This window comes from Rhodococcus sp. 05-340-2, assembly GCF_002258915.1.
GTDB lineage: Bacteria > Actinomycetota > Actinomycetes > Mycobacteriales > Mycobacteriaceae > Rhodococcoides.
The window spans coordinates 240,519-264,495 of record NZ_NOYU01000022.1; the positions used below are offsets into that span (position 1 = coordinate 240,519).

A 23,977-nucleotide genomic window follows, 5' to 3' on the forward strand; every position below is an offset into this window, starting at 1 on the left:
TCCATGGCGAAGAAGGCATTGGTCAACAAGGCCAACAAGAAGCCGAAGTTCGCGGTGCGTGCATACACTCGCTGCAACCGCTGCGGCCGTCCCCATTCCGTGTTCCGCAAGTTCGGCCTCTGCCGTATCTGCGTGCGCGAGATGGCACACGCCGGAGAGCTTCCCGGAGTTCGCAAGAGCTCCTGGTGATCTGAGGCCTCCGGGCTTCACCACACCACGCTGATGGGCGTGGGTTCCGACAGGAACCCACGCCCATTTCGTGTTTCTCAGGGCTCCCGACTCATACCGACCACAGGTCGTGTCGTAGCTCCAGCGAGCGGACCAGACCTACCGCCGCATGATGAACCTCGTTGTCGACGATCAGCAGCAAACCACGCTCGGACATCGCCGACGCGAAGGCGTCGGCGGAGACGGTCCTACATCCGGGCGGCATATCCGAGTCGCCGAGTTCCCGATAGGTGTCGGCAATCGCTACTACGTCCGCGACCGGATCGAATCCCCAGACGGTCACGAAATGTCCTACGCTCCAATCGAATTCGGTCAGTTCGGCAGTGTGTACATTCGCCACCAGGCCGAATCGGAAGGGCGCGTCGGCAAGGCGAGCAAGTAGCAGGCGCAATCCCTCGGCACCGGGCCCCCTGATCGGAACGACAGCAACGCGGTGGTCGGTCGCAGTCTCGATGCCCGCCGCAAGACCTGCCGCTGTTGTCCCGGCCGTATCGGTCGATACGGCCCTCGGCAACACATCCCACCCATCGGTGAGCCGGGGCGTTCCGGGAGGACGGGCCGACTCGATCTCGCCCGGCCAGATCGCGGATCCCGATGCCATCGCAAGTGCGGTGACGTCCGGTGCGTCGTCGCCGATGACGGCTGTCAGCGCTACCGATGCCGAGAACGGTCCGCAGAGTTGATCCGGTTGCGGCAGAACACGATCGAGTGCAGAGACGATGGAACCTGCGCCGGGGAACCGTCGCAGCATGTCAGTAGATCCAGCGCAACGATTCGAGCAGTTCGTCCTCGGTATGGCTCTCCGCCCACGCTGCATCGGCGTCCCGGCACGCAACGAACGCGCCCAGAAGTTCTTCGCCCAACACGGCTCGGACCAGTGCTGACGACAGTAGGTTTTCGCGCTGCTGCGCGTGGGTCGTCGCGAGTGGGGAGATGCCCGCGGCGTCGCGTCGGGCATCATCCCAGCTGCCCACATCTTCCTGAACCGGTGGCGGCAACTGCGCGCCATCTGCCACACCCGACAGGCCGGCCGCGATCGTGACGGCCAGCGCCAGATACGGATTGGCGGACGCGTCGCACGCCTTCAACTCGACGTTGGTGTGTTCCGGGCCGAGAAGGGGAGTGGCCGGCACGAGTCGCACTGCAGCCTCCCGGTTTTCGACGCCCCAAAATCCGAAGGCACCGGCCCAATAGCCGGGTCGACGGCGCAGCAAGGACCCCGAACTCGGTGCCGTGATGGCCGTGAGTCCCGAGAGTTCTCGAACCAGGCCAGCGATGTACGACCGCCCGGTCTCGGACAATCCGTGCTCTCCGTCCCCGGTCAACGCGTTGTGTCCGTCGCGCACCAGTGATGTGTGCAGGTGCCATCCGTTACCCGCACTGCTCGACGAGGGCAGAGGCGCGAAGCTTGCCCTCAGCCCCTGAGCTTTCGCCGCTGAGTGGATGGTCTGCCGCGCGAGTACTTGCGCGTCGGCCGCAGCAAGTGGGTCGAGTGGACTCAATGCGATCTCGATTTGGGAAGCGCCGTACTCGGCATGAATCTGACCGATGTCGAGGCCATTCGCAGACAGCGCCTGGAGCAACAGAACGACGAATTCGTCGACATCGCGTACTGCGTTCGCCGAGTAGGCGGGTCCGCGATGAGCGGACAGGCCGTCCGATTCGCGAGTCAGCGCGAACTCGATCTCGAATCCGGCCCGCACCTCGAAACCGGCATCGGCCGCCAGTTGCACCTGCCGCTCGAGAACCGCGCGTTGATCGTAGGGCCAGGGAGAGCCGTCCGCCGAGAGCTGCCGACCGTGCACCCAGGCCAAACCTGGTTGGCCGGCAAGTGGGACCACGCTCGACGCGTTGTCGATCACCGGAATCAACCGCACATCGCCGGACGGAGTCGACAGTGCGTCGTGGGCGAACGTGATCCCGTCGTGCGAATCGAACACCGCGAACACCGCGGTGACTCCTACTCCGCGTCGCGCGACTGCCGTCAATTCTGCGGTGGGCACGGTGCGTGATCGGACGATGCCGTTGTTGTCGACCCAGCCGATGGTCACGCCGACGATGTTGCGGTCGCGCAGAGTGTGGGTGAGGTGGTCGATGTCGACTGCCTTCGAGTCCGTCATGGTCCGACGTTAGCGAAGAAGTGCTCGTCGGGGTGTCCGACTGGGCCTGCGGGTTGCGAAAAGGCTTGGCTACGCGGAAGCTGAGCGGTTGCCCGCGCTTCATCGTCTCTGCGGTTGAGCCCAGGGCGGCGTCGACGCGGCGGTGAGTCTCACGGACGACATTGGAAGAGGTTGAAGCGTGCCCGAGGCCTGCATCTGAACCTCCGGACCGTGTCAGGGCGCGTTGTGATGTCAGGTGCCGAATGACAGTTACTGGTTGTCGACAGTCATGCTCCCGAGCACGTGAATTTCGGGCCGGTTTTCAGTCGCGTTACAGCTGGCCTCCAGGTGCCAGACTGCCCTTCCTCAGTCGGTGAACAGGCCGATGAAGTACTCATTATCGGAGCTGATCCTGAAATCGCCCTCGATGTACTTGGCGAACTTCGGCACGTCGGCCAATGGGACTGGGTACGGTCCCATTTCTAGTGGAAGTTCAGTTTCATCGACGTCAATCAGTTCTCTGATTTCGTCTCCGGTGATAGCAGTCAGGGGATAGCTGTCCGCGATCAAATCGGTTTGGTTATCGTATGATTCCAAGTACCACATTGTCCTCTCCTTGTTGGTAGTAGTCAGATCGTGCTGCCTTATTCTCGAGCGGTCGTGAACCGGCGTCGTCTCCGGTTCGAGTTACCAAGATGTCGGGCCTCGGTTGGTCATCGACCAGGCTTTCTAGTGGGATCTGGGGGCTTGGTTTGTGCTCCGGTATTCGGATCGAATTCGCCTAAGTGCTTGCCGTTCTTGCTGTATTTCTCGACTGCGCCGTGTTGGCTATCCCATTCGTAGATGTTCCCTTTGTCGTCAGTCCACCGCGTTCTGCGGTTGAGCGGTTTTCCTCGTGTGGCGTTTGGAAAGCCTGGCAGACCGCCCCGGGGCGCGGGATGGTAGTGCCAATTTCCCCCACCAGTGTTTGCGTTGAAGGTCGTCGGACTTGCTTGTAGGAGCGGTTGCACGTCCATCGCAATTCCGATGGCCGCCGCCCCGGTTGCCACGGTGACACCGACGGCAATTGCGGACGCCGCTTCCACTCCGGTGAGGACGGCGATGACACTTCCGGCGATGACGCTGCCCGTCGCGCCGGTAACGGCGACCGTTCCCACGCCGAGGGTGAAGAAGCCGGCAACTGCACCGGCGATCGTGCCGGCAACGATGGCGGTTCCCACGATATCGATGACGCTCTGGTGAGCGTCCTGAATGGTCGAGGCCCATTCGCCGCAAGCGCTCGCGAGAGTGTCGAACTGGTCGGCGACGTTGTGCGCAGCGCTGTAGACACCGTCCATTTGGGCGAGGGCCTGCGGCACTTCGTCGGAGGCAAGTTCCTCCATGTCGGTCCACGCGGAGTTCGTGGCGTCGCTCGCTCGTCTCAGCTCTTCGGCGGCGGTGCGCCACGCGCTTCCGAGACCCCGCAACTTCTCCGGATCACCGTTGGGCCACATGTGGCCCTGAAGCCATCGCGTGATCAGCCCCCACCCCATCGGGGCGTCGGTGTCGCCGCCGTAGGAACCGTTGAACCGCGGTGTACTCGTATGAGGAAGTTGTGGGGGAGCGGGCAGCGGCGGGGTCGGCGGAACGGTGTTCGCATTCTCTGCGTTGGCGTGGTTGACGCCGGTTGTTGCAAGCAGGTCGTGGAGCTTGCCGAACGCATTCGCGATGTCGGTCCCCGCGGTGACTGCGTCGAATGCCGCGGAGTCGTAGCTGTCTGCCCAAGACTTTCCGGCGTTGTCGGTGCCTGCGCAGCCCCAGTTCCGGTGGAGTTCCGCGGCGAGATCCGCTATCGCGCCGCTCGAGATGGTCTTGGCGCTGCTGTACTGGGAGGCCGCATCGGTAAGGATGTGCGGGTCGACGCTGATCGGGGCCATCAGGGCCACATTCGCTTGTTGTGGTCGACGGCTGCGCGGTAGCGATCATGGGCGCCTCGCGCCAGCGTGCCGAGTTGCGCCAGCGCGGTTCGCATATCGTTCAATTCCTGCCGGAGCAGCTCGTGCTTCGAGCGGTGAGCCTCAGCCGCTTCGCCCTCCCATTCGATGCCGAGATCGTTCACCTCGCGCTCCACATCGGCGATAGCCGATTCGATCGTGGCTCCAACTATGTGTGCGCGATCGACAAGAGCGAGAATCTGCTCGACGTCGGCGACGTAGCGCGCCGTCAACGGTCCAACCGAAGGCCGGAATCCACCACGTGTTCATCGATCACGTTGTCCGATGCGGCATATTCGGTCGCAATGCCATCGAGCAGCCACGCGTCCTCGGTGAGCGCGCCGCATATCTTCCGAGCCGAATCGACCCACTCCGCCCACAGAACTGTATGGGAATCGGCCGCAGCGCCTGTCCAGGAGGTCTCCAGCAATTCCTCTGCGGCGAGACGGACGAGATCGATGTCATCCCACAACACGGCGGCGAGGCCGGACATCCGAGCAGAGGCACGGCGGATCCGATCGGGATCGGCTTTCACAGGGTCGTGCGGGACGAACCCGGCCATGGTGGGACGTCGACCGTCCTCGCAACAGAATCGGTTGTGCGCATCGAACCCCCCGGAGCGATGAAATGATGTCGGAAGACTACTGCACCGAACCGACTGGCTCGGCCGTACCCGCCCCGTCCTTCCGGCATGGTGTTCGTCGAGCGCTACCACGCCCGATTTTGAGAACGGCACCCGGTTCCCTACACTAGAGCGGTTGCCCGGGCTTCGTCGTGCCTGCACGCGAGTCCTTGCAATAGAAACGCAACCTCGAGTTCTCCGTACGTCAGCATCGAAATGCGGAAGCTCGAAACACCTGGCAGTGCAGCGATGCATTGCTTGGAGCGCAACCCCTGACCGGCAACAGTCGGTCAGGACATGTTCACTTCGTTGTAGGCCCACGATGTGACGAGCCAGGCCCGCCGGGTTCTCGAGAATCCAGGGGCACCAGCTCGCGCATGCTGCATGGGAACCGCTGCGAGAAAGGTGCACAGGTCACACCATGACGATGACCGATCCAATTGCAGACTTCTTGACCCGTCTGCGTAACGCCAATTCGGCGTACCACGACGAGGTGAAGCTTCCCCACTCGAAGCTCAAGGCGAACATCGCCGAGATCCTCAAGCGCGAGGGCTACATCTCCGACTACCGCACGGAAGACGCCGAGGTGGGCAAGACCCTCATCGTCGATCTGAAGTACGGCCCGAGCCGTGAGCGCAGCCTCGCCGGCGTGCGACGCGTCTCCAAGCCCGGTCTCCGGGTGTACGCAAAATCCACCAATCTGCCCAAGGTTCTCGGCGGCCTGGGCGTGGCGATCATCTCCACGTCCACAGGTCTGCTCACGGAGCGTCAGGCGGCCAAGCAGGGTGTGGGCGGAGAAGTCCTCGCCTACGTCTGGTAGGGGAGGCCACCACCATGTCACGTATTGGAAAATTGCCGGTACCGGTCCCCGCTGGAGTCGATATCACCATCGACGGCCAGAACGTTGCGGTCAAGGGCCCCAAGGGTGCCCTGAGCCTGACGGTCGCCGAGCCCATCCAGATCGCTCGCGCCGACGACGGCACCATCGCCGTCACCCGGCCCGATGACGAGCGCAAGAGCCGTGCACTGCACGGACTTTCGCGCACTCTCGTCGCGAACCTCATCACCGGTGTCACCAACGGTTACACCAACAAGATGGAGATTCACGGCGTCGGTTACCGCGTCGTACTCAAGGGCAAGGACCTCGAGTTCGCACTCGGTTACAGCCATCCCGTGCTGATCGAAGCACCCGAGGGCATCACGTTCACGGTCGAGTCGCCCACGCGATTCACCGTTGTCGGCATCGACAAGCAGAAGGTCGGTCAGATCTCTGCCAACATTCGTCGTCTGCGGCGTCCGGACCCGTACAAGGGCAAGGGCATCCGCTACGAGGGTGAAGTGATCCGCCGCAAGGTCGGAAAGACGGGTAAGTGATATGAGCCAGCAAACAGCAGACAAGGCGAACGTCGTCAAGCGCACTCCGCGTGGCACCGACGTCTCGACGAAGCGTCGCCTGTCGAAGGCACGTCGTCACTTCCGCCTTCGCAAGAAGATCTCCGGCACGCCCGAGCGTCCCCGCTTGGTCGTCAACCGGTCCTCGCGTCACATCCACGTGCAGTTGATCGACGACCTCGCCGGCCACACGCTGGCCAGCGCGTCGAGCATCGAAGCCGATGTGCGCGCCCTCGAGGGCGACAAGAAGGCCGTCAGTGCGAAGGTCGGCGAGCTCATCGCCAGCCGCGCGAAGGCAGCCGGCGTCGAGGCAGTCGTGTTCGACCGCGGCGGCAACAACTACAGCGGCCGCATCGCGGCACTCGCAGACGCAGCCCGTGAAGGCGGGTTGACGTTCTGATGATGACAATGACTGACAACGGAAGGACAGCCTGATGCCGGGACGTCAACGGCGTGACGGCGGAAGCGGCCCCGCCGGACAGAACAGTGGCCCCAACGCAGGTGGCGACAACAACCAGCGCGGCGACAACCGCGGTGGCGGTCGTGACCGTCGTGACAACGGCCGTGGCGGCAACGCTGCGGACAAGTCGAACTTCATCGAGAAGGTCGTCACGATCAACCGCGTCTCCAAGGTGGTCAAGGGTGGTCGACGCTTCAGCTTCACCGCCCTGGTCATCGTCGGTGACGGCAACGGACTGGTCGGCGTCGGCTACGGCAAGGCCAAGGAAGTTCCCGCGGCCATCCAGAAGGGTGTCGAGGAGGCTCGCAAGAGCTTCTTCCGCGTCCCGATGATCGCCGGCACCATCACGCACCCCATCCAGGGCGAAGCCGCAGCCGGCGTCGTCATGTTGCGTCCGGCCAGCGCCGGTACCGGCGTCATCGCCGGTGGCGCTGTGCGTGCCGTGCTGGAGTGCGCCGGTGTCCACGACGTGCTGTCGAAGTCGCTCGGTAGCGACAACGCCATCAACGTCGTGCACGCGACCGTCGCAGCCCTCAAGGGTCTGCAGCGTCCCGAGGAAGTTGCGGCTCGCCGCGGCCTGACCCTCGAAGAGGTTGCACCCGCCGGAATGCTGCGCGCACGCGCACAGGCAGGAGCGGTGAAGTAATGGCTCAGCTGAAGGTCACCCAGATCAAGAGCACCATCGGCCAGAAGGCGAACCAGCGTGACAGCCTGCGTACTCTCGGGCTCAAGGGCATCCGCCAGACGGTCGTCCGCGAGGACAACCCGCAGAACCGCGGACTGGTCAACACGGTGCGCCACCTCGTAACTGTTGAGGAGGTCTAACCATGACCATCAAACTGCACCATCTGCGCCCCGCAGCCGGATCCAAGTCGACGAAGATTCGCGTCGGCCGTGGTGAAGGTGGCAAGCGCGGCAAGACCGCAGGTCGCGGTACCAAGGGAACCGGCGCACGCAAGAACGTGCCGGCACGCTTCGAGGGTGGCCAGATGCCCCTCCACATGCGGCTCCCGAAGCTCAAGGGCTTCACCAACCGCAACCGTGTCGTGTTCCAGGTCGTGAACCTGCGCGACATCGAGCGTTTGTTCCCCGAGGGCGGTCAGATCGGTATCCCCGAGCTCATCGCCAAGGGCGCCGTTCGCAAGAACGAGCCCGTCAAGGTTCTCGGCGACGGAAACCTGACCGTGAAGGTCGAGATCTCGGCCAACAAGTTCACGGGCTCCGCCAAGGAAAAGATCGCCGCTGCCGGCGGTTCTGCAACCGAGGTATGAGCATCGGTTCGATGTGCTGAGTAGTAGCGCATCGACCAGCAGTTCGTGACGATGGCCGCAGCCACAGCTCTCGCAGCTGAGCTGCGGCCATCGTTGCCTCGGCACCACGTGTCGAGGTCGACCGAACGGACAGGGTCCAACACTGACCGTCGGGCGGTTCGATACGCACTGTTAGAGTTCTAGAGTTCACAGAAGTTCGTTTCGATGCGGGCGACGCATGTCGCTTGCAGTCCATGCTCGTGAGGCTCACGGGAGCAGCAGTTGCGCTCCCGACGATGCACTCGCAGCGTCAATGCAGTCGTGCCAGGAGGATCTTTGCTTTCCGCCTTCGTGTCGGCCCTCAGGACTCCTGACCTGAGACGGAAGATCCTCTTCACGCTCGGTCTGGTCGCCCTGTATCGCTTCGGTGCAACATTGCCGTCGCCGGGTGTCGACTACGCCAATGTCCGAGCATGCATCGACCAGGTCTCCGGTGGAGACTCGGCGGGCATCTACTCGTTGATCAACTTGTTCTCCGGTGGAGCGCTCCTACAGCTCTCGGTGTTCGCGATCGGCATCATGCCGTACATCACCGCCAGCATCATCGTGCAGCTGCTCACCGTCGTCATCCCGAAGTTCGAGGAACTCCGCAAGGAGGGGCAGTCGGGGCAGGCCAAGATGACGCAGTACACGCGTTATCTGTCGATCGCGCTGGCCATCCTGCAGGCGACCGGCCTGGTGGCCCTCGCTTCGCGTGGGCAGCTCCTTCAGGGATGCCAGCAGGACATCATCGCCGACCAGTCCATCTTCGGCCTCGTCATCATCGTGCTCGTCATGACCGCAGGTGCAGCCGTCGTCATGTGGTTCGGTGAGGTCATCACCGAGCGCGGCGTCGGTAACGGCATGTCGCTGCTCATCTTCGCCGGAATCGCCTCGCGTATCCCGTCCGAGGGCAACTCGATCCTCGAGAGCCGCGGCGGGTTGGTGTTCGGATTCGTCTGTTTCGCAGCGTTCCTGATCATCACCGGCGTGGTCTTCGTGGAGCAGGGTCAGCGTCGAATTCCCGTCCAGTACGCCAAGCGCATGGTCGGTCGAAAGATGTACGGCGGCTCGTCCACGTACCTTCCGCTCAAGGTCAACCAGGCCGGCGTCATCCCGGTGATCTTCGCGTCCTCGCTGCTGTACCTGCCGAACCTCATCGCCCAGCTCACCTCGGCGAGCACCGCGGTCGATCCGAGTTGGTGGCAGCGCATCATCAACGAGTACCTGGTGAACCCCGCGAACCCGGTCTACATCGCGATCTTCTTCGGTCTGATCGTCTTCTTCACGTACTTCTACGTGGCGATCACGTTCAACCCCGAAGAGCGCGCCGACGAAATGAAGAAGTTCGGCGGCTTCATCCCGGGCATCCGTCCGGGCAAGCCGACCGCCGACTATCTGAACTACGTCCTCAGTCGCATCACGTTGCCGGGCGCGGTCTACCTGGGCACCATTGCCGTGCTCCCGAACCTGTTCCTCGACATCGGTAGTTCGGGTGGAGGACAGAACCTCCCCTTCGGTGGCACCGCCGTGCTGATCATGGTCAGCGTCGGCCTGGACACCGTGAAGCAAATCGAAAGCCAGCTGATGCAGCGTAACTACGAAGGGTTCCTCAAGTGAGACTTGTTCTGCTCGGTCCCCCCGGTGCCGGCAAAGGCACCCAAGCCGTTCTCCTGTCCGAGAAGCTGGGCGTTCCGCACATCTCCACCGGCGACCTGTTTCGCGCGAACATCGGTGAGAAGACGGCCCTCGGACTCGAAGCGAAGAAGTACCTCGATGCCGGCGATCTGGTTCCCAGTGAGCTGACCATCGACATGGTCCGCAGCCGCCTCTCCGAGCCGGACGCCGTCAACGGCTTCCTGCTCGACGGCTTCCCTCGTTCGGTGGGTCAGGCCGAGGCACTGGTCGGCATCCTGGCGGATCTGAACGCGAGGCTCGACGCCGTACTGTCCTTCGTCGTCGACGAGGACGTCGTCGTCGAACGCATGCTCTCGCGTGGACGCGAGGACGACAAGGAAGACGTCATCCGGAACCGGCTCAAGGTGTACCGGGACGAGACCGCGCCGCTGCTCGACTACTACGAGGGTCAACTCGTCACGGTCGACGCGATCGGTGAGGTGGACGAGGTCAACGCTCGCGCGCTGAAGTCCATCGAGGACCACGGCAAGTAATGGCGTTCGGCCGTAAACGCAAGGTCGTGCCGTTCCGCAGTGCCGGCGAACTCGACGCCATGGCTGCGGCCGGCGCGGTCGTCGGCGCTGCTCTGGTTGCCGTCCGGGCAGCGGCGGTACCCGGTGTCTCGACACTCGAGCTCGACCGAGTGGCCGAGGCGGTCATTCGTGACGCCGGTGCCGTGCCGTCGTTCCTCGGTTACCACGGCTTCACCGGCAGTATCTGCTCGTCGGTGAACGACCGTGTGGTGCACGGCATTCCGTCGGCAGACGAGCTCTTGGTCGCGGGCGATCTGGTGTCCATCGACTGTGGGGCGGTTCTCGACGGTTGGCACGGAGACTCTGCATGGACATTCGGTGTCGGCGACATCATCGAGGCCGACGCCATGCTCAGTGAGGCGACGAGGCTGTCGATGGAAGCCGGCATCGCCGCGATGCTTCCCGGCAACCGGCTCACCGACGTCTCGCACGCCATCGAATCCGGAACCCATGCGGCCGAGCAGGCGCACGGACGCAAGTACGGAATCGTCGACGGATACGGCGGTCATGGAATCGGCCGTGAAATGCACATGGACCCGTTCCTCGCGAACGAGGGTGCCCCCGGCAAGGGACCGGAGCTGGTCGTCGGATCCACCCTCGCGATCGAGCCCATGTTGACTCTCGGTACGTACGACACCGACATCCTCGACGACGGGTGGACGGTCGTGACGACCGACGGATCCCGGTCCGCGCACTGGGAACACACCGTTGCCGTCACCGAGGACGGGCCCCGCATTCTGACCCTGCGACCCAGCTAGGTCCGACCCGGCCAGGTCACCAGGCCAACGATCCGTAGCGTCGACCGCCGCGGACCAGGCCGAGGTGCGCAGCCACCAGACGGAGCCAGAGCCGAGTGGGCATCTTGGTCACCGCAGTCGGAAGCAGTGGGTTTCGTACGCCGAGCATCAGCAGGGCGACGGAGATCGATCGGGCCCGGAAGGGCGGGCAGCCGTGTGCTCGGTAGAGGCCGCGCACGTGAGCCGATCCGTACCCCAGAGCGCCTGCTTGTTTCCAGTTCTCCCGGTGGCCGGTGCGCAGTCGGTACGAGACCAGCGGTTCGGCGATGAAGTGCAATCGACAGCCGGCGTGCTGTGCGCGCCACGAGAACTCCATGTCCTCGCTCGCGTGTACGTGCTCGAGCATGCCGCCGAGCTCACGGTAGGTCGATCTGCGGCACGCCATGCTGGCACCGATGGCGAACGGGAGGAACGTCGACTTGCCTTGGTCCGACGGCGGTGCGAAGGGGGTCGATGCTCGCGTGGCAACGGAGTTCAGTGTCTCCGTCTCCAAACCGGTGCCCACCAGGCCGTACTCGTCGAGGCCTGCAACGATGCGTCGGAGCCAGGTCGGATGCACCGCGTCGTCCGCGTCGCAGAATGCGAGCAGTTCGGTGCGGGCGGCGTCTGCGCCCCTGTTACGAGCGAACGATGCGCCCGGTTTTCCTTCGGCATCGACGTACTTCAGGTCCAGGGCACCACGGAGGCAATGGTTCTCGATGTGTTCGCGAAGGCCGTCGGTCGACCCGTTGTCGCTGATGATCACCGTGAACGGATGCTCGTAGTCCTGTCGAGCGAGAGCTCGTAGTTGATCGTCGAGAACATCCTTGGCGTTGTGGACTGGGATGATGACGGATACGACCGGGTTTCCGGCGCGCGTGTCTGATTTCAAGAGGGGTGCCTTGTAGTCGTCGTCGCGGAGACGGCCGTCGCTGCGAGCGCAGGCGGGACGGCCCGAAGTTGTGCGGCTGTGATGCAGCCCGGCAGAACGCTAGTCCAGGAAATCGACGAGGGGCAAACGATGACCTGGAGCATGGACGCGGGACGCATTTGGCCAGACGTGCTTTACCCGGTAACATGGATCGACGGTGCGCCCTGCGTACCGGATGTTCGCGTGCCCTGGTGGGCTGCGAACCGTTCCGGCGACACATCGTCCCTTCATTCGGGTCGGTCAGTGGGCATCACGGTAACGGAAACAGATGCAATCAACCAGGTGTGAGAGCCAGGATCGCGGAGGATATGGCCAAGAAAGACGGTGCTATCGAGGTAGAGGGCCGAGTTGTCGAACCGCTGCCCAATGCGATGTTTCGCATTGAGCTCGAAAACGGCCACAAGGTACTCGCTCACATCAGCGGAAAGATGCGTCAGCACTACATCCGCATCCTTCCCGAGGATCGCGTCGTGGTGGAGCTTTCGCCCTACGACCTCACGCGTGGACGCATCGTTTACCGCTACAAGTAACAGCTTCCCCGGCCACGTCCGGTCGGGGAGAACCATGCTCGGGGCCACTGCATGCAGCGGGGCCGAGCTACACACAGGAGATCAACGACGTGAAGGTTCAGCCGAGCGTCAAGAAGATCTGCGAAAAGTGCAAGGTGATTCGTCGTAACGGACGCGTCATGGTGATCTGCGACAACCTGCGTCACAAGCAGCGTCAGGGATAACCACCGAGCATTTCGCACGTCGGCTTGGCAACAGCTAGAAGATGACCTCCCAGCACCAACCGCGACACACGCGTCGCGGCATACCCCCGGCACGGAGGCCGGGGCCCCACTGAGTTTGTTGAAAGACGCTTCACACCCCAGCGGTGAGAAGGACACAGGGGACGGACTGGGAGCAGACCTCCGGACAAGAAAAGGAAATGCCACATGGCACGTCTCGCAGGTGTGGATCTGCCGCGCGAAAAGCGCATGGAGATCGCACTGACTTACATCTACGGCGTCGGCCGTACCCGCTCCAAGGAAATCCTCACAGCGACGGGCGTCAGCCCCGACCTGCGAAGCAAGGATCTCGGCGACGACGATCTGCGCAAGCTCAGCGATTACATCAACGAGTCCCTCAAGGTCGAGGGCGACCTGCGCCGCGAGGTGCAGGCCGACATCCGTCGCAAGATCGAAATCGGCTGCTACCAGGGTCTTCGCCACCGTCGTGGTCTGCCCGTCCGTGGACAGCGCACCAAGACCAATGCGCGTACCCGTAAGGGACCCAAGCGCACCATTGCCGGCAAGAAGAAGGCGAAGTAATGCCCCCCAAAGCACGCGGTACCGGTCCGAAGAAGGCGCAGAAGACGCGTCGCAGGGACAAGAAGAACGTCCCGCACGGATCTGCGCACATCAAGAGCACGTTCAACAACACGATCGTGTCGATCACCGACCCCGCCGGAAACGTCATCTCATGGGCGTCCTCGGGACACGTGGGCTTCAAGGGCTCGCGCAAGTCGACTCCGTTCGCCGCACAGCTCGCAGCCGAGAACGCTGCGCGCAAGGCACAGGAGCACGGCGTCAAGAAGGTCGACGTCTTCGTCAAGGGTCCCGGCTCCGGCCGTGAGACCGCGATCCGCTCGCTTCAGGCCGCTGGCCTCGAGGTCGGCACCATCTCCGATGTCACCCCTCAGCCGCACAACGGCTGCCGTCCGCCCAAGCGGCGTCGGGTCTAGCGGGAAGGAAAGGTTTAGAAAATGGCACGTTATACCGGTCCTATCACCCGCAAGTCGCGTCGTCTGCGCGTCGACCTCGTCGGAGGCGACCAAGCGTTCGAGCGTCGTCCCTACCCGCCCGGCCAGCACGGCCGCGCGCGGATCAAGGAGAGCGAGTACCTGCTCCAGCTGCAGGAGAAGCAGAAGGCTCGCTTCACCTACGGCGTCATGGAGAAGCAGTTCCGTCTGTACTACAAGGAAGCCAACAGGACCGTCGGCAAGACCGGCGAGAACCTGCTGACCATCCTCGAGAGTCGTCTCGACAACGTCGTCTACCGTGCCGGACTGGCACGTACGCGTCGTCAGGCCCGTCAGCTGGTCACGCACGGTCACTTCCTGGTGAACAACAAGCGCGTCGACATCCCCAGCTACCGCGTCTCGCAGTACGACATCATCGATGTCCGTGAGAAGTCAGCACAGACGCTGCCGATCCAGATCGCCCGCGAAAGCTACGGCGACCGTCCCGTCGCCCCGTGGCTGCAGGTCGTTCCCAACCGTCTTCGCATCCTGGTGCACAGGTTGCCGGAGCGCGCACAGATCGATGTGCCGCTCCAGGAGCAGCTCATCGTCGAGTACTACTCGAAGTAAGGCGCAGCACGCATGTGAGTCTCCCCGCGAGGCTCACATGCGTCTTCGCCTCCACACGTGGGCGTCAAATAGCGGACGCCCGTACAGGAGGAACACACAATGCTCATTTCACAGCGCCCGACGCTGACCGAAGAGGTCATCGCCGATAACCGCTCGAAATTCGTCATCGAGCCGCTCGAGCCCGGCTTCGGTTACACACTCGGCAACTCGCTCCGCCGCACCCTGCTGTCGTCGATCCCCGGCGCTGCTGTCACCAGCATCCGTATCGACGGCGTCCTCCACGAATTCACCACAGTCCCCGGAGTCAAGGAAGATGTCACCGACATCATCCTGAACCTCAAGGGCCTCGTGGTGAGCTCCGAAGAAGACGAACCGGTCACCATGTACGTCCGCAAGCAGGGCCCCGGCGCTGTGACCGCAGGCGACATCGTGCCTCCGGCCGGCGTCACGGTGAACAACCCCGATCTGCACATCGCGACCCTGAACGACAAGGGCAAGTTGGAGATCGAGCTCGTCGTCGAGCGCGGTCGCGGCTACGTCCCCGCCGTTCAGAACAAGGCATCGGGTGCCGAGATCGGCCGTATTCCGGTCGACTCGATCTACTCACCCGTGCTCAAGGTCACCTACAAGGTGGAGGCCACCCGCGTCGAACAGCGCACCGACTTCGATCGGCTCGTTCTCGACGTGGAGACCAAGAATTCCATCACCGCGCGGGACGCGCTCGCTTCGGCGGGCAAGACCCTGGTTGAGCTCTTCGGCCTCGCCCGTGAGCTGAACGTCGAAGCAGAAGGCATCGAGATCGGACCCTCGCCCGCCGAGGCCGATCACATTGCTTCCTTCGGACTCCCCATCGAGGATCTGGACCTCACCGTCCGGTCCTACAACTGCCTCAAGCGCGAGGGTGTTCACACCGTCGGCGAGTTGGTTGGTCGTACCGAGTCCGATCTGCTCGACATCCGTAACTTCGGGCAGAAGTCCATCGACGAGGTGAAGGTCAAGCTGCATTCGCTCGGCCTCTCCCTCAAGGACAGCCCCGCGTCGTTCGATCCGAGCACCGTGCCTGGCTACGACGCCACCACGGGCACGTGGAGTGACACCGACGCCGGCTCCTTCAGCGACACCGAAGGTGCCGAGCAGGACTACGCCGAGACAGAACAGCTGTAATCAGCTCGCTGGAGCTCTTACTAGGAGATTCATCATGCCCAAGCCCACCAAGGGCCGCCGTCTCGGCGGGTCGGCGTCGCACCAGAAGGCCATCCTGGCCAACCTGGCGACGTCACTCTTCGAGCACGGCCGCATCACCACCACCGAGTCGAAGGCCAAGCGCCTTCGTCCCCACGCCGAGAAGCTCGTCACCCATGCGAAAAAGGGTGATCTGGCGCATCGTCGTGAGGTTCTCAAGACGATCAACAACAAAGATGTTGTGCACAAGCTGTTCGCCGAGATCGGGCCTTTCTTCGCCGATCGCGACGGTGGCTACACGCGCATCATCAAGACCGTCCCCCGCAAGGGTGACAACTCGCCGATGGCCATCATCGAGCTCGTCAACGAGCAGACGGTGTCCAACGAAGCCGATCGCGCTCGCCGCGTGAAGGCTTCGCAGGCTGCTCCCGCCGCAACCGAGGCTCCGGCCGAGGACGCGACCGACGAGAACGTCGTCGAGGCTGTCGAAGCCGACGCGACCGACGCCGAGGTTGCCAACGCCGACGCAGTCATCGACGGCATCGAGGACAACGACGCACACGCGTCGGACGCCCCCGAGGCCGAGGAAGCAAAGAAGGACTAGTCCTTTTGAGCTCCGAGCACGATCGAAGCGGGCCCGCCATTCCCTCCGGGGAGGGCGGGCCCGCTTTTTCGGTACCCACCAGATTTCGGCTCGACATCTCGTACGACGGCACGAGCTTCTCCGGGTGGGCGCGCCAACCGGGCATTCGCACCGTGTGTGGAGTGCTCGAAGAAGCTTTCTCCACGGTGCTGCGGCAACCGATAGAGCTGACCGTGGCGGGGCGAACCGACGCGGGAGTCCACGCAGCGGGACAGGTGGCGCACTTCGACGCCGTCGACGTTCCGGACGATCTCGACCGACTGGTCCGCCGAATGGCACGGTTTCTGCCCACCGACGTTCGCGTGCGTGCCATCAGCGCCGTCTCCGGTGATTTCGACGCGCGATTCTCGGCGTACCGCAGGCATTACGAATATCGTTTCGGCACTGCGCTCTACGGCGTCGACCCCCTCGATGTCGCCGGTGTCGTCTCCTGGCCCAGGCCTATCGATCTGGACGCGGTGCGCGAGGCGTCCGCGGCATTGATCGGCCTGCACGATTTCGCCGCGTTCTGCAAGCGACGTGACGGTGCCACCACCGTTCGGGAACTGCAGCGCTTCGACTGGGAGCGCGACGGCGACCGTCTCACCGCGTACGTCAGCGCCGACGCGTTCTGCTGGTCGATGGTCCGTAGCCTCGTCGGTGCAATGCAGGCCGTGGGGGAAGGGCGTCGAACTCCCGACTGGGCGCGGTCGCTGTTGACTCGCCGGGAGAGGGCGAGCGAGGTGGCGGTGGCTCCGGCGCACGGATTGTCCTTGGTTCGAGTCGACTACCCGCCGGCCGACGAGCTGGCTGCCCGTAACGCGGCCACCCGAGAAGTGCGCACGGCGATCACCGATGACAGTTGCTGTGGGGGAGAGGGCTGACCGAGCGTCACCGGGTCTAGTGTCGGAGCGATGCAGCCGATACAGCTCGCCATCGTCGTCGGTAGTGTGCGTGCCGGTCGAGTAGGACCGACCGTCGCGGCCTGGGTTCGAGGTGTTGCAGCCGAACGCACCACCGTCGAGGTGGTCGACGTCGACTTGGCCGATTTCGAGTTGCCCAACTCCCTGGCTCCGTGCGAGGACTCCGAACGCTTCACCGGAATCATCGGTGCCGCCGACGCCTTCGTGTTCGTCACCCCCGAGTACAACCACGGCGTACCCGGTGCGTTGAAGACTGCGCTCGACACGGTGAAGTACGAGTGGCGCGGCAAGCCGGTGGGGTTCGTCTCGTACGGCGGGCTCGGCGGGGGAGTTCGAGCCACCGAACAGTTGCGGCAGATCACCGCCGAACTGCACATGGTCTCCGTTCGAGACGCGGTGTCGCTGCATCGGGTGCGCAAGCGGTTCGACGAATCGGGAGGCATCGACGATGCAGCCGCCGTCGACGCTCTCGGGCGTCTTCTCGACCAACTGGAGTGGTGGGCCGACGCGGTGGCCGGCGCTCGTGGGCGTGCCGACTACCCCGGCTGAGAATCGGTCATGCTCGAACCGCGGGGCGCAGACTTCTGGGCCGTCCGATGAAGGCCGTTTCCTGCGGAATGGTGACCAGAGTCAACTCGACGTCGAGTGGACCGGACCGGACTCGAATTCGATCACCCGATGCGTGGGGTTGGACGATCGTCAGATCCGCCTCCGAGCGCTGCATGCTTCGCTCCTGTTCGGGGCGGCCGGTCCGCGGTAGGTGCTCGGACAACGAGATCACGGTGACGCCCGACGGTCCCTGTTGCGCAGGCGGTGCCGAACCGTCGGCGAAGTCGATGAGGATCACGTCGTACGAGGGACGGGATCGGGATGTGGTTCCGTCGACCAGTAGTCGATCGGGATCCCCGATGGCGTCGAGGAGTGCGCGCCAGGCGTGGGGGCGATCGGTGCGGACGAGGACCCTGGCACCGGTGGCGATGGCGCGGAACAGCAGTTGCTGAGCGAGGTAGAGCTCTCCGACGATGCGCACTCGCGTCAGCCCAGGCCCGAACAGCCGCACCGCGACACCGCGTCCGCGGGCGTCGGATCCCAGCAGCTGGCCGCAGCCACTCACCGGGAGCATCAACTCGTTCACCGTCGAGACATCGAGGATTCGGCTGGGAGACAACGATTTCGGTGCGGGTAGGGCCAGTGGAAGCTGGGCGAGAATACCGTCGCGTTGACTTCCGCTCATCGAGGTCAACGCGCGTACGCGAGGCTTCGTGATCGGTGTCCGGGCGGCGAATCTGCACGACGCACGGACGCGCACCTTTCCTGAGTCGCGGGTGGGCTGCAGGTGGAAGGACATCGTCGTTCCGAGGGACGGTGTTGCCCACAGGGTGGCGATGTCCTCGGCAGTGATTGCGCTGCAATCGATTCCGAACCCCGTACTCGACGCACCCGGCATGGGTGCCGTCGACCATGTCTGGGTCAGGTCGTCGGTGCTCACTCCCCGGCAGAGCTGCGACACGGCCGACCGAAGTTCGGAGCTCGTCAACAGTCGCGAGGACAGGCCGTGCGCGTGCAGAGCGCGGAGGACACGCGTGGTCGCGACGACAGCGGTGCGGGCTGCGCCGGCCCTGCCTCCGCCTCTGACCTCGATCGCCCGAGCATTCGCGCGCAGGTCGAGAGTGACTGCCACCCAGACGGTTCGCACCGCTACGGCCGGTAGCGGACCGATGAGTCCCTCGTACACCTCGGTGGCGACAGAACCTGCCGAGCTGCGGAAACCGAGGGCGACGACATCGATCGAGCAGACCTCGATGTCGTGCTGGGTCAGACACGACGCCAACGCGTCGACAGGGAGCGCGTACTGCGTCTCGGCGCTCGCCCTGCCGAGGACCGTGGTGGAGTGCTCGGGCGGGACGATCTCGATGGTGCAGGTGACGGTGTCGCGCTGCCAGTGGACGCCGACCGGGCCGCCTGCGGTGTCGGTGTGTTCCGTGGTCACGCCTACATCGGGGGCGCGATCGGCGAGAAACCTCCCGATGGCCCGGACCCAGTCGACGACCGGTCTACGCCGAACGGCCACGAACGGACCGAGCGCCACTGCCACAGCGGCGAGCAGAGCCCATCCGGTCCGTACCTGTGCCGCATACAAAGCCAGACTGATCGCCACGGCTGCGGTCTCGGCCACGATCACCCGCCGGACCGTGGGCGCGACGAAAGGGACGGCGGCGCGCCCACGCTCTGCCCAACCGATACGCGTCATCGAAACCCTCCCCCCGAAGGTCGCAGTGCCCCATCGATGACCGCCAACGCGGTCGCCGAGGTGTGCGGAGGAACTGTACTGTGTCGCGTGACCCGAATGGGGATCGGGTCGTCTGCACAATCCTGGGGAGGAATCATGGCGTCGACGCCGACAACCAAGTGGCAGGTCGGCGGTTACCGCTTTCTCGTCCGCAGAATGGAACACGCACTGATCAGACGCGACGTTCGGATGCTGCACGATCCGATGAAGTCGCAGTCGCGGGCACTGCTGGTGGGTGTCGTCATCGCCTGCATCGGTTTGGCGGGATGCGCTGCGCTGGCACCGTTTCGGCCACAGGACAAGATCGGCGACGCGTCGATCGTGGTCGGTAAGGACTCGGCCGCGATGTTCGTGAAAGTGGACGACGTGTTCCATCCGGTGCTCAATCTCGCGTCGGCTCGCTTGATCGTCGGCAAGCCCGACAACCCGCTGACGGTCAAGGAATCCGAATTGTCGTCGCGACCCCGCGGCGCGCTGGTGGGTATTCCCGGTGCTCCGTCTGCGCTGCCGTACGACGGTGACGGCAGCGCGGAAACGTGGACCGTCTGCGACACCGTCGACCCGATCGCAGGAGTGACCTCGACAACGGTTGTGGTGGGCAATCCTCGATACGGTGAAAGCACGGCTGCGCTCGCCGACTCCGAGGCGTTTCTCTGGACATCCGACGGCACTGCGTATCTCGTGCACAACGGCACCAAATCGCCGGTCGACCTGAACAACAGGGCAGTGGTCCGCGCACTCGGACTAGAGGACGCGACACCGTCCCCGGTCAGTGCCGGTCTGCTCAATTCCGTGCCCGAATCGCCGCCGGTCGCAGCACCGTTCGTTCCCCGAGCGGGTGAGGCTCCTGCGTTCCCGTTCGACGGCCGGACGATCGGTTCGGTCGTGCAGGTCGCCGGTCGCGACGTTCGGTACTACGTGGTTCTCGAGGACGGAATCCAGGCGATCAACGAAACTGCGGCACTGCTGATCAAATTCACCGATTCGCAGGGCAGTCCGGATATTGCCGCCGTCAATCCCGACCTGCTCGCGAACGCTCCCAAAACTTCTTCAGGACTGGAGGTTTCGACGTTTCCGGCGACCACTCCTGCGATCGTCGATACCGGTGAGCGCCCTGTCGGGTGCTTGACGTGGGAGCCACTCGGAGCTGCCGACGGCGGACCGTCGGCTCGACTGATCGAGTCCGCCGGTCGAGGATTGCCGCTCGAGACCGGTTCCCAACCGGTTGCGTTGGCTCAGGCAGATGGCGGCGGCGACGCCGTCGACCAGGTCTATCTGGCACCCGGTAGCGGCGGGTTCGTGCGCAGTACCGGAATCTCCACCTCGAGTACACGTCAGGGCAGTGTCTTCTTCGTGGCCGACACCGGAGTGCGCTACGGCGTCGACGGTGCCGAGGCCGCGTCGGCGCTGGGGTTCGGACCGCCGGCACCCGCGCCCTGGCAGATACTCCAATTGCTCGGCAGTGGGCCCACTCTGGGGCGCGGCCAGGCCCTGACGATGCACGACGGTGTCGCTCCCGACCCGCAGGCCGCGGCACTTCCGACGAAGTAGCGTCCGGCTCAGTCGAGTCTGCCGCGTCGGCGCAGAGGCACCGACAGTGCCAGCCCTAGTGCCAGGATCACCGCCACCAGCACCGAACCGGTGACCGCTGTGGTCCGCGGGCGATGATCCGGAGTGGGCGGCGGCAACGGCGCACTCATCGCAACACTGTCCGCAGGGACCGGGAGGGGAGCAGGCGTCACCGAATCGGTCACCGCTGCAAGCGGATCGACGATGCCGTGGCCGACGAGGGGATTCCACCCTTCGGCCGGCGCATGCGCCGTTCGTTCGATCCGGTCCACCACCTCCAGCGCCGACAGCTCGGGCCGGTGAGCGCGCACCAGCGCCGCCACCGCCGCAACCAGCGGTGCCGCAAAACTCGTTCCCGTCATGGGAAGCACGCCATCGGTGCCGAGGGTGCCGTTCGCCAGTCCGTTGCCCGTCGGCGACAGCGAGGTCATATTCGAGCCCGGAGCGGCGACGTCGACCCACGGACCGGCCAGGCCGAACGGAGACGGTGTGCCATCCGACTCGACCGAACCGACAGTCAATACGTCGTCGAACCACGCCGGAGTGGCGATGGTCGCGAAGGACGCCCACGGGTCGGCACCGGGCCGAAGCGGGTCGGTCATCGGGTTCTGTGCCTGGCAGGCAGCGCTGCCGAGATTGCCGGCTGCTGCGACGACGACGACATTTCTTTCTCGGACGGCGTAGTGCACGGCCGCACCGAGCGGACCGTCGGCCACGCCGCCTCCCGCAGGCACACAGGCGACCTCGGAGATGTTGATGACCGAGGCACCGGAGTCCACCGCGGTGCGGATGGCCATCGCCATCGTGCGTACGTTGCCGTAGCCCGCGGCATTCTCCGGTTCGGCCCCCTGCTCCTCCTCCGGCCTGTTGTCGACGATCTGAAAGACATTGCTGGACTGACGAATCGACAGTATGCGTGCGTCGGGTGCGCCCCCGGCGAATCCGCTGCCCGGTGCGGTCTGCGCGGCGATCAGGCCGGCGACCATCGTTCCGTGCGCGTCGCAGTCGAACAACCCGTCGCCTGCGCTGACGTAGTCACCGCCGGCGATCAAGCCCGGTAGGCGCGGATGAGCGGTGACTCCGGTGTCGATGACGGCAACCACTTGACCTGCCCCACGGGTGATGGGCCAGACCGATGCGAAGTCGAGTGCCTTCTGCGCGGTCGGGACGTCCTGGGCATCGGCGGTCGAGGACGGAAGGGCGCAGGCATTCTTCTGTTCGGTGGGTTCGAGTGGGCCGGGAGGACTCGGTGCAGGCAGCTGGAACGGGTCGATCACCGGACGTTCGGCGAGTGCCGGATACACGCCGATGACGGCGTTCGACGACAGGGCAAGAGCAGTGAACGCCGCGATGACGATCGTTCGCTGTTTGCGCGGCGTCACAGCCCGCGGACGACGCTGTACAGACCGCACACCCACACTGCGATCGGAATGACCAGGGCGATGGTGGCATATTCGAGCAGCTCGGCCGATCGCCGCATCACCGGCGAGTACGTGCGGGTGGGCACGAAGGCCCCGAAGGTCGATGCCGTCACCGCGCCTGCCAGTGCCACACCGAACAAGGCGAGAGCGTATTCGGGTGATGCAACGACCGCACCGGCGAATAGCGCCAGCAGAATCGCCGTTCCGCCTGCAACCAGCGGAACGGCGTGCGTCACAACGGCATACGTGCGTCCGCGCAGCAGCAGGACAAGCGCACACAGCGCTGCGAGCGCGACCGCCGGCCACCGGACACCACCGTCGGAATCGGCTGCCGCCGAGACGAGCACGCCCGCCACCACCGCGACGGTGAAGGCCGACAGCAGACCGGTCAGGTAGCTACGCGCTCCGGCCGCGGCGATCTGCAGATCGGCGAACGAGATCGCGTCGAGTTCGGCTTCCTCCACAGTGTCCAACGGTGCGCCTGCAGTGGGGACCGGTGGAAGCGGCAACTTGGCCTGCATCATCGACACTCTGGCAGAGAGCGCAATTCCGGCCAGGCCGACGAGAGCAGCGGCAGTGCCGATCGCCGGTTGCGGGATGGTGGTGAACAGTGCGCACACCGCGGCAGCGAACGTCAGAAGTGACAGCACTATCGCAGCGGTGAACAGTGCGAACCCGGTCCCGCCGATACGAAGTGACAGGAGGGCGATCGCGCCTGCCATGGCCGAACCCAGCATCAGCTGAGCCGCACCGAACTGCCCGGGTACCAGCACAGTCCCGCCGGTGAACATCAGCGCGACGGCACACCCACCGAAGAGGACAGCGACGGAGTGCTGGCGATAGACCCGCCCCAGAATCACCCCCGCGATCGCGAAGAGAATCGACGCAATGACCGCAGCGAGTCCCTCGACAAGACTGCCGACGTGCTCGGCTCCCGCCCGGATCGGCCCACGCAACACGACCGCGCAAGCCGACAACACCAGGACTCCGGTGACGACCGAACCCACCGTGCGCGCCGTACGCGCAGTCCAGTGCGCAACATCGTCACTACCCGATCGCGCAACGGAATACATGAGGTCGTCGAACAGCGGAACCGGCGCGGGCCGCTCGGCCACACCCAACACGAGCAACTCCCCGTCGCGCACCGACAACTCGGCCAACGTTGCAGTCTGCGACAACGGTGGACACCCGATCCGCGCAAGCGTCCATGCCACGGGCAACCCGTCCGACGAGGGATCCTCGTCGCCGGGATCTCCCGCTCTTCTGGGTCGTTCCGCAGGCTCCACTCCCGCTCTCCCAGGTCGTTCCGCAGGCTCCACTCCCGCCGCAATCATGTCGACGATCCCAGGAACGAGAAGCGAGACCGGAACGTCGACCGGCAGCGCCATGTCCACCTGTGTGGACCTGGCCAACACCGTCACCCGGCAGACTTCCTGGGCAAAGACGGACTGCGCGCCCGATGCCCGCCTACTCGCGTCCGATGCAGTGGGTGACTGTGTCGGATCGGCAGGTGCCGTGCGTGACGGCACAATGCCGGCCGATGGACGGCTGTCGGCGCGTGTCATGAAGATCCCCCCGGATGCGTTCGATTCGCGTTCCGATGCCCGCCCCAGTGGGCATCGGTGTCCAAACCTTACG

The 23,977-nt window shown here is 64.5% G+C and carries 30 protein-coding genes; 20 read left to right on the forward strand and 10 right to left on the reverse strand.

Annotated features, from left to right (window positions below; genetic code table 11):
- The first annotated feature begins 3 nt into the window (after positions 1–3).
- Positions 4–189, forward strand: a complete 186-nt coding sequence (locus CH271_RS11765) for a type Z 30S ribosomal protein S14 (RefSeq protein ID WP_008718273.1) — start codon at positions 4–6, stop codon at positions 187–189.
- Positions 190–280: 91 nt separating this feature from the next.
- On the opposite strand, the gene CH271_RS11770 is transcribed toward CH271_RS11765, so the two are convergent.
- The 6 genes from CH271_RS11770 to CH271_RS28820 form a co-directional block, all read right to left on the reverse strand.
- Positions 281–979: a DUF6885 family protein gene (locus tag CH271_RS11770; RefSeq protein WP_094633691.1), complete on the reverse strand. Its 699-nt coding sequence runs from the start codon at positions 977–979 to the stop codon at positions 281–283.
- A gap of 1 nt (position 980) precedes the next feature.
- Positions 981–2,348, reverse strand: a complete 1,368-nt coding sequence (locus CH271_RS11775; RefSeq protein ID WP_094633692.1) for a glutamine synthetase family protein — start codon at positions 2,346–2,348, stop codon at positions 981–983.
- Positions 2,349–2,693: 345 nt separating this feature from the next.
- The gene (locus CH271_RS11780) at positions 2,694–2,924 is read right to left on the reverse strand and encodes a DUF7683 domain-containing protein (RefSeq protein WP_143546046.1); all 231 of its coding nucleotides are present in this window, start codon (positions 2,922–2,924) and stop codon (positions 2,694–2,696) included.
- Between the two features lie 116 nt (positions 2,925–3,040).
- Entirely contained in the window at positions 3,041–4,243 is a 1,203-nt protein-coding gene (locus CH271_RS11785; RefSeq protein ID WP_218828549.1) for a colicin E3/pyocin S6 family cytotoxin, read from the reverse strand.
- Positions 4,243–4,533 (reverse strand): WXG100 family type VII secretion target, encoded by a 291-nt coding sequence (locus tag CH271_RS11790; RefSeq protein WP_037188306.1) that lies wholly within the window; start codon positions 4,531–4,533, stop codon positions 4,243–4,245. The genes CH271_RS11785 and CH271_RS11790 overlap by 1 nt, the downstream gene beginning before the upstream one ends.
- Complete coding sequence (locus tag CH271_RS28820; protein ID WP_179274860.1) at positions 4,530–4,862, reverse strand: WXG100 family type VII secretion target; 333 nt, start codon at positions 4,860–4,862, stop codon at positions 4,530–4,532. The genes CH271_RS11790 and CH271_RS28820 overlap by 4 nt, the downstream gene beginning before the upstream one ends.
- Before the next feature lie 481 nt (positions 4,863–5,343).
- Here CH271_RS28820 and rpsH point away from each other — a divergent pair, with 481 nt between their 5' ends.
- The 9 genes from rpsH to map all read left to right on the forward strand — a co-directional run bounded on the left by rpsH (position 5,344) and on the right by map (position 11,031).
- The gene (gene rpsH / locus CH271_RS11800) at positions 5,344–5,742 is read left to right on the forward strand and encodes a 30S ribosomal protein S8 (RefSeq protein ID WP_008718266.1); all 399 of its coding nucleotides are present in this window, start codon (positions 5,344–5,346) and stop codon (positions 5,740–5,742) included.
- A 14-nt stretch (positions 5,743–5,756) separates the two neighbouring features.
- A complete protein-coding gene (rplF, locus tag CH271_RS11805) occupies positions 5,757–6,296 on the forward strand; it encodes a 50S ribosomal protein L6 (protein WP_032397535.1) in 540 nt (179 codons plus the stop codon).
- Between the two features lies 1 nt (position 6,297).
- Positions 6,298–6,714 carry a 50S ribosomal protein L18 gene (gene rplR / locus CH271_RS11810; RefSeq protein ID WP_032365631.1) on the forward strand — a complete coding sequence of 139 codons (417 nt, stop codon included), beginning with the start codon at positions 6,298–6,300 and terminating at the stop codon, positions 6,712–6,714.
- Between the two features lie 34 nt (positions 6,715–6,748).
- Complete coding sequence (rpsE, locus tag CH271_RS11815; RefSeq protein WP_032397534.1) at positions 6,749–7,420, forward strand: 30S ribosomal protein S5; 672 nt, start codon at positions 6,749–6,751, stop codon at positions 7,418–7,420.
- A complete protein-coding gene (rpmD, locus tag CH271_RS11820; protein WP_008718256.1) occupies positions 7,420–7,599 on the forward strand; it encodes a 50S ribosomal protein L30 in 180 nt (59 codons plus the stop codon). Before rpsE ends, rpmD begins: the two co-directional genes overlap by 1 nt.
- Positions 7,600–7,601: 2 nt before the next feature.
- On the forward strand, positions 7,602–8,045 hold the full coding sequence (rplO, locus tag CH271_RS11825; protein ID WP_032397532.1) for a 50S ribosomal protein L15: 444 nt from the start codon (positions 7,602–7,604) through the stop codon (positions 8,043–8,045).
- Between the two features lie 315 nt (positions 8,046–8,360).
- Positions 8,361–9,683 (forward strand): preprotein translocase subunit SecY, encoded by a 1,323-nt coding sequence (gene secY / locus CH271_RS11830; protein ID WP_032397531.1) that lies wholly within the window; start codon positions 8,361–8,363, stop codon positions 9,681–9,683.
- A complete protein-coding gene (locus tag CH271_RS11835; protein ID WP_037188302.1) occupies positions 9,680–10,234 on the forward strand; it encodes an adenylate kinase in 555 nt (184 codons plus the stop codon). The genes secY and CH271_RS11835 overlap by 4 nt, the downstream gene beginning before the upstream one ends.
- Positions 10,234–11,031 carry a type I methionyl aminopeptidase gene (gene map / locus CH271_RS11840; protein ID WP_032397529.1) on the forward strand — a complete coding sequence of 266 codons (798 nt, stop codon included), beginning with the start codon at positions 10,234–10,236 and terminating at the stop codon, positions 11,029–11,031. Before CH271_RS11835 ends, map begins: the two co-directional genes overlap by 1 nt.
- A gap of 16 nt (positions 11,032–11,047) precedes the next feature.
- Here map and CH271_RS11845 read toward each other — a convergent pair whose 3' ends face one another.
- Positions 11,048–11,941 carry a glycosyltransferase gene (locus CH271_RS11845; RefSeq protein ID WP_170945696.1) on the reverse strand — a complete coding sequence of 298 codons (894 nt, stop codon included), beginning with the start codon at positions 11,939–11,941 and terminating at the stop codon, positions 11,048–11,050.
- Between the two features lie 347 nt (positions 11,942–12,288).
- Here CH271_RS11845 and infA point away from each other — a divergent pair, with 347 nt between their 5' ends.
- The 9 genes from infA (at position 12,289) to CH271_RS11890 (ending at position 17,608) form a co-directional block, all read left to right on the forward strand.
- Positions 12,289–12,510, forward strand: a complete 222-nt coding sequence (gene infA / locus CH271_RS11850; RefSeq protein ID WP_005140011.1) for a translation initiation factor IF-1 — start codon at positions 12,289–12,291, stop codon at positions 12,508–12,510.
- Between the two features lie 89 nt (positions 12,511–12,599).
- A complete protein-coding gene (gene rpmJ / locus CH271_RS11855; protein ID WP_025347279.1) occupies positions 12,600–12,713 on the forward strand; it encodes a 50S ribosomal protein L36 in 114 nt (37 codons plus the stop codon).
- Positions 12,714–12,917: 204 nt separating this feature from the next.
- Positions 12,918–13,292 carry a 30S ribosomal protein S13 gene (gene rpsM / locus CH271_RS11860; RefSeq protein WP_008718227.1) on the forward strand — a complete coding sequence of 125 codons (375 nt, stop codon included), beginning with the start codon at positions 12,918–12,920 and terminating at the stop codon, positions 13,290–13,292.
- On the forward strand, positions 13,292–13,705 hold the full coding sequence (gene rpsK / locus CH271_RS11865) for a 30S ribosomal protein S11 (protein ID WP_027496331.1): 414 nt from the start codon (positions 13,292–13,294) through the stop codon (positions 13,703–13,705). Before rpsM ends, rpsK begins: the two co-directional genes overlap by 1 nt.
- Before the next feature lie 21 nt (positions 13,706–13,726).
- The gene (rpsD, locus tag CH271_RS11870) at positions 13,727–14,332 is read left to right on the forward strand and encodes a 30S ribosomal protein S4 (protein ID WP_032397528.1); all 606 of its coding nucleotides are present in this window, start codon (positions 13,727–13,729) and stop codon (positions 14,330–14,332) included.
- A 99-nt stretch (positions 14,333–14,431) separates the two neighbouring features.
- On the forward strand, positions 14,432–15,496 hold the full coding sequence (locus tag CH271_RS11875) for a DNA-directed RNA polymerase subunit alpha (protein ID WP_008718222.1): 1,065 nt from the start codon (positions 14,432–14,434) through the stop codon (positions 15,494–15,496).
- Positions 15,497–15,530: 34 nt separating this feature from the next.
- Positions 15,531–16,118 carry a 50S ribosomal protein L17 gene (gene rplQ / locus CH271_RS11880; RefSeq protein WP_032397527.1) on the forward strand — a complete coding sequence of 196 codons (588 nt, stop codon included), beginning with the start codon at positions 15,531–15,533 and terminating at the stop codon, positions 16,116–16,118.
- 5 nt (positions 16,119–16,123) lie between these two features.
- Entirely contained in the window at positions 16,124–17,020 is an 897-nt protein-coding gene (truA, locus tag CH271_RS11885) for a tRNA pseudouridine(38-40) synthase TruA (protein ID WP_094633696.1), read from the forward strand.
- A 30-nt stretch (positions 17,021–17,050) separates the two neighbouring features.
- A complete protein-coding gene (locus tag CH271_RS11890; protein WP_094633697.1) occupies positions 17,051–17,608 on the forward strand; it encodes an NADPH-dependent FMN reductase in 558 nt (185 codons plus the stop codon).
- Positions 17,609–17,615: 7 nt separating this feature from the next.
- On the opposite strand, the gene eccE is transcribed toward CH271_RS11890, so the two are convergent.
- Complete coding sequence (gene eccE, locus CH271_RS11895; RefSeq protein WP_094633698.1) at positions 17,616–19,310, reverse strand: type VII secretion protein EccE; 1,695 nt, start codon at positions 19,308–19,310, stop codon at positions 17,616–17,618.
- A 135-nt stretch (positions 19,311–19,445) separates the two neighbouring features.
- Between eccE and eccB the strand changes: the two genes are divergently transcribed.
- Entirely contained in the window at positions 19,446–20,900 is a 1,455-nt protein-coding gene (gene eccB, locus CH271_RS11900; RefSeq protein ID WP_094633805.1) for a type VII secretion protein EccB, read from the forward strand.
- A gap of 8 nt (positions 20,901–20,908) precedes the next feature.
- Here eccB and mycP read toward each other — a convergent pair whose 3' ends face one another.
- Together mycP and eccD are read right to left on the reverse strand one after the other, a co-directional pair.
- A complete protein-coding gene (gene mycP / locus CH271_RS11905; protein ID WP_373453613.1) occupies positions 20,909–22,300 on the reverse strand; it encodes a type VII secretion-associated serine protease mycosin in 1,392 nt (463 codons plus the stop codon).
- Positions 22,297–23,904, reverse strand: coding sequence for a type VII secretion integral membrane protein EccD (eccD, locus tag CH271_RS11910; RefSeq protein ID WP_179274861.1), 1,608 nt, complete (start codon positions 23,902–23,904; stop codon positions 22,297–22,299). The genes mycP and eccD overlap by 4 nt, the downstream gene beginning before the upstream one ends.
- Positions 23,905–23,977 lie beyond the last annotated feature (73 nt).

Bases quoted from the DNA above. Each gene is read 5' to 3' on its own strand.
- CH271_RS11765 (WP_008718273.1), top strand. From the start codon at position 4: ATGGCGAAGAAGGCATTGGTCAACAAGGCCAACAAGAAGCCGAAGTTC.
- CH271_RS11770 (WP_094633691.1), bottom strand. From the start codon at position 979: ATGCTGCGACGGTTCCCCGGCGCAGGTTCCATCGTCTCTGCACTCGAT.
- CH271_RS11775 (WP_094633692.1), bottom strand. From the start codon at position 2,348: ATGACGGACTCGAAGGCAGTCGACATCGACCACCTCACCCACACTCTG.
- CH271_RS11785 (WP_218828549.1), bottom strand. From the start codon at position 4,243: ATGGCCCCGATCAGCGTCGACCCGCACATCCTTACCGATGCGGCCTCC.
- CH271_RS28820 (WP_179274860.1), bottom strand. From the start codon at position 4,862: ATGGCCGGGTTCGTCCCGCACGACCCTGTGAAAGCCGATCCCGATCGG.
- rpsH (WP_008718266.1), top strand. From the start codon at position 5,344: ATGACGATGACCGATCCAATTGCAGACTTCTTGACCCGTCTGCGTAAC.
- rplF (WP_032397535.1), top strand. From the start codon at position 5,757: ATGTCACGTATTGGAAAATTGCCGGTACCGGTCCCCGCTGGAGTCGAT.
- rplR (WP_032365631.1), top strand. From the start codon at position 6,298: ATGAGCCAGCAAACAGCAGACAAGGCGAACGTCGTCAAGCGCACTCCG.
- rpsE (WP_032397534.1), top strand. From the start codon at position 6,749: ATGCCGGGACGTCAACGGCGTGACGGCGGAAGCGGCCCCGCCGGACAG.
- rpmD (WP_008718256.1), top strand. From the start codon at position 7,420: ATGGCTCAGCTGAAGGTCACCCAGATCAAGAGCACCATCGGCCAGAAG.
- rplO (WP_032397532.1), top strand. From the start codon at position 7,602: ATGACCATCAAACTGCACCATCTGCGCCCCGCAGCCGGATCCAAGTCG.
- map (WP_032397529.1), top strand. From the start codon at position 10,234: ATGGCGTTCGGCCGTAAACGCAAGGTCGTGCCGTTCCGCAGTGCCGGC.
- infA (WP_005140011.1), top strand. From the start codon at position 12,289: ATGGCCAAGAAAGACGGTGCTATCGAGGTAGAGGGCCGAGTTGTCGAA.
- rpsM (WP_008718227.1), top strand. From the start codon at position 12,918: ATGGCACGTCTCGCAGGTGTGGATCTGCCGCGCGAAAAGCGCATGGAG.
- rpsK (WP_027496331.1), top strand. From the start codon at position 13,292: ATGCCCCCCAAAGCACGCGGTACCGGTCCGAAGAAGGCGCAGAAGACG.
- rpsD (WP_032397528.1), top strand. From the start codon at position 13,727: ATGGCACGTTATACCGGTCCTATCACCCGCAAGTCGCGTCGTCTGCGC.
- CH271_RS11875 (WP_008718222.1), top strand. From the start codon at position 14,432: ATGCTCATTTCACAGCGCCCGACGCTGACCGAAGAGGTCATCGCCGAT.
- rplQ (WP_032397527.1), top strand. From the start codon at position 15,531: ATGCCCAAGCCCACCAAGGGCCGCCGTCTCGGCGGGTCGGCGTCGCAC.
- CH271_RS11890 (WP_094633697.1), top strand. From the start codon at position 17,051: ATGCAGCCGATACAGCTCGCCATCGTCGTCGGTAGTGTGCGTGCCGGT.
- eccE (WP_094633698.1), bottom strand. From the start codon at position 19,310: ATGACGCGTATCGGTTGGGCAGAGCGTGGGCGCGCCGCCGTCCCTTTC.
- eccB (WP_094633805.1), top strand. From the start codon at position 19,446: ATGGCGTCGACGCCGACAACCAAGTGGCAGGTCGGCGGTTACCGCTTT.
- eccD (WP_179274861.1), bottom strand. From the start codon at position 23,904: ATGACACGCGCCGACAGCCGTCCATCGGCCGGCATTGTGCCGTCACGC.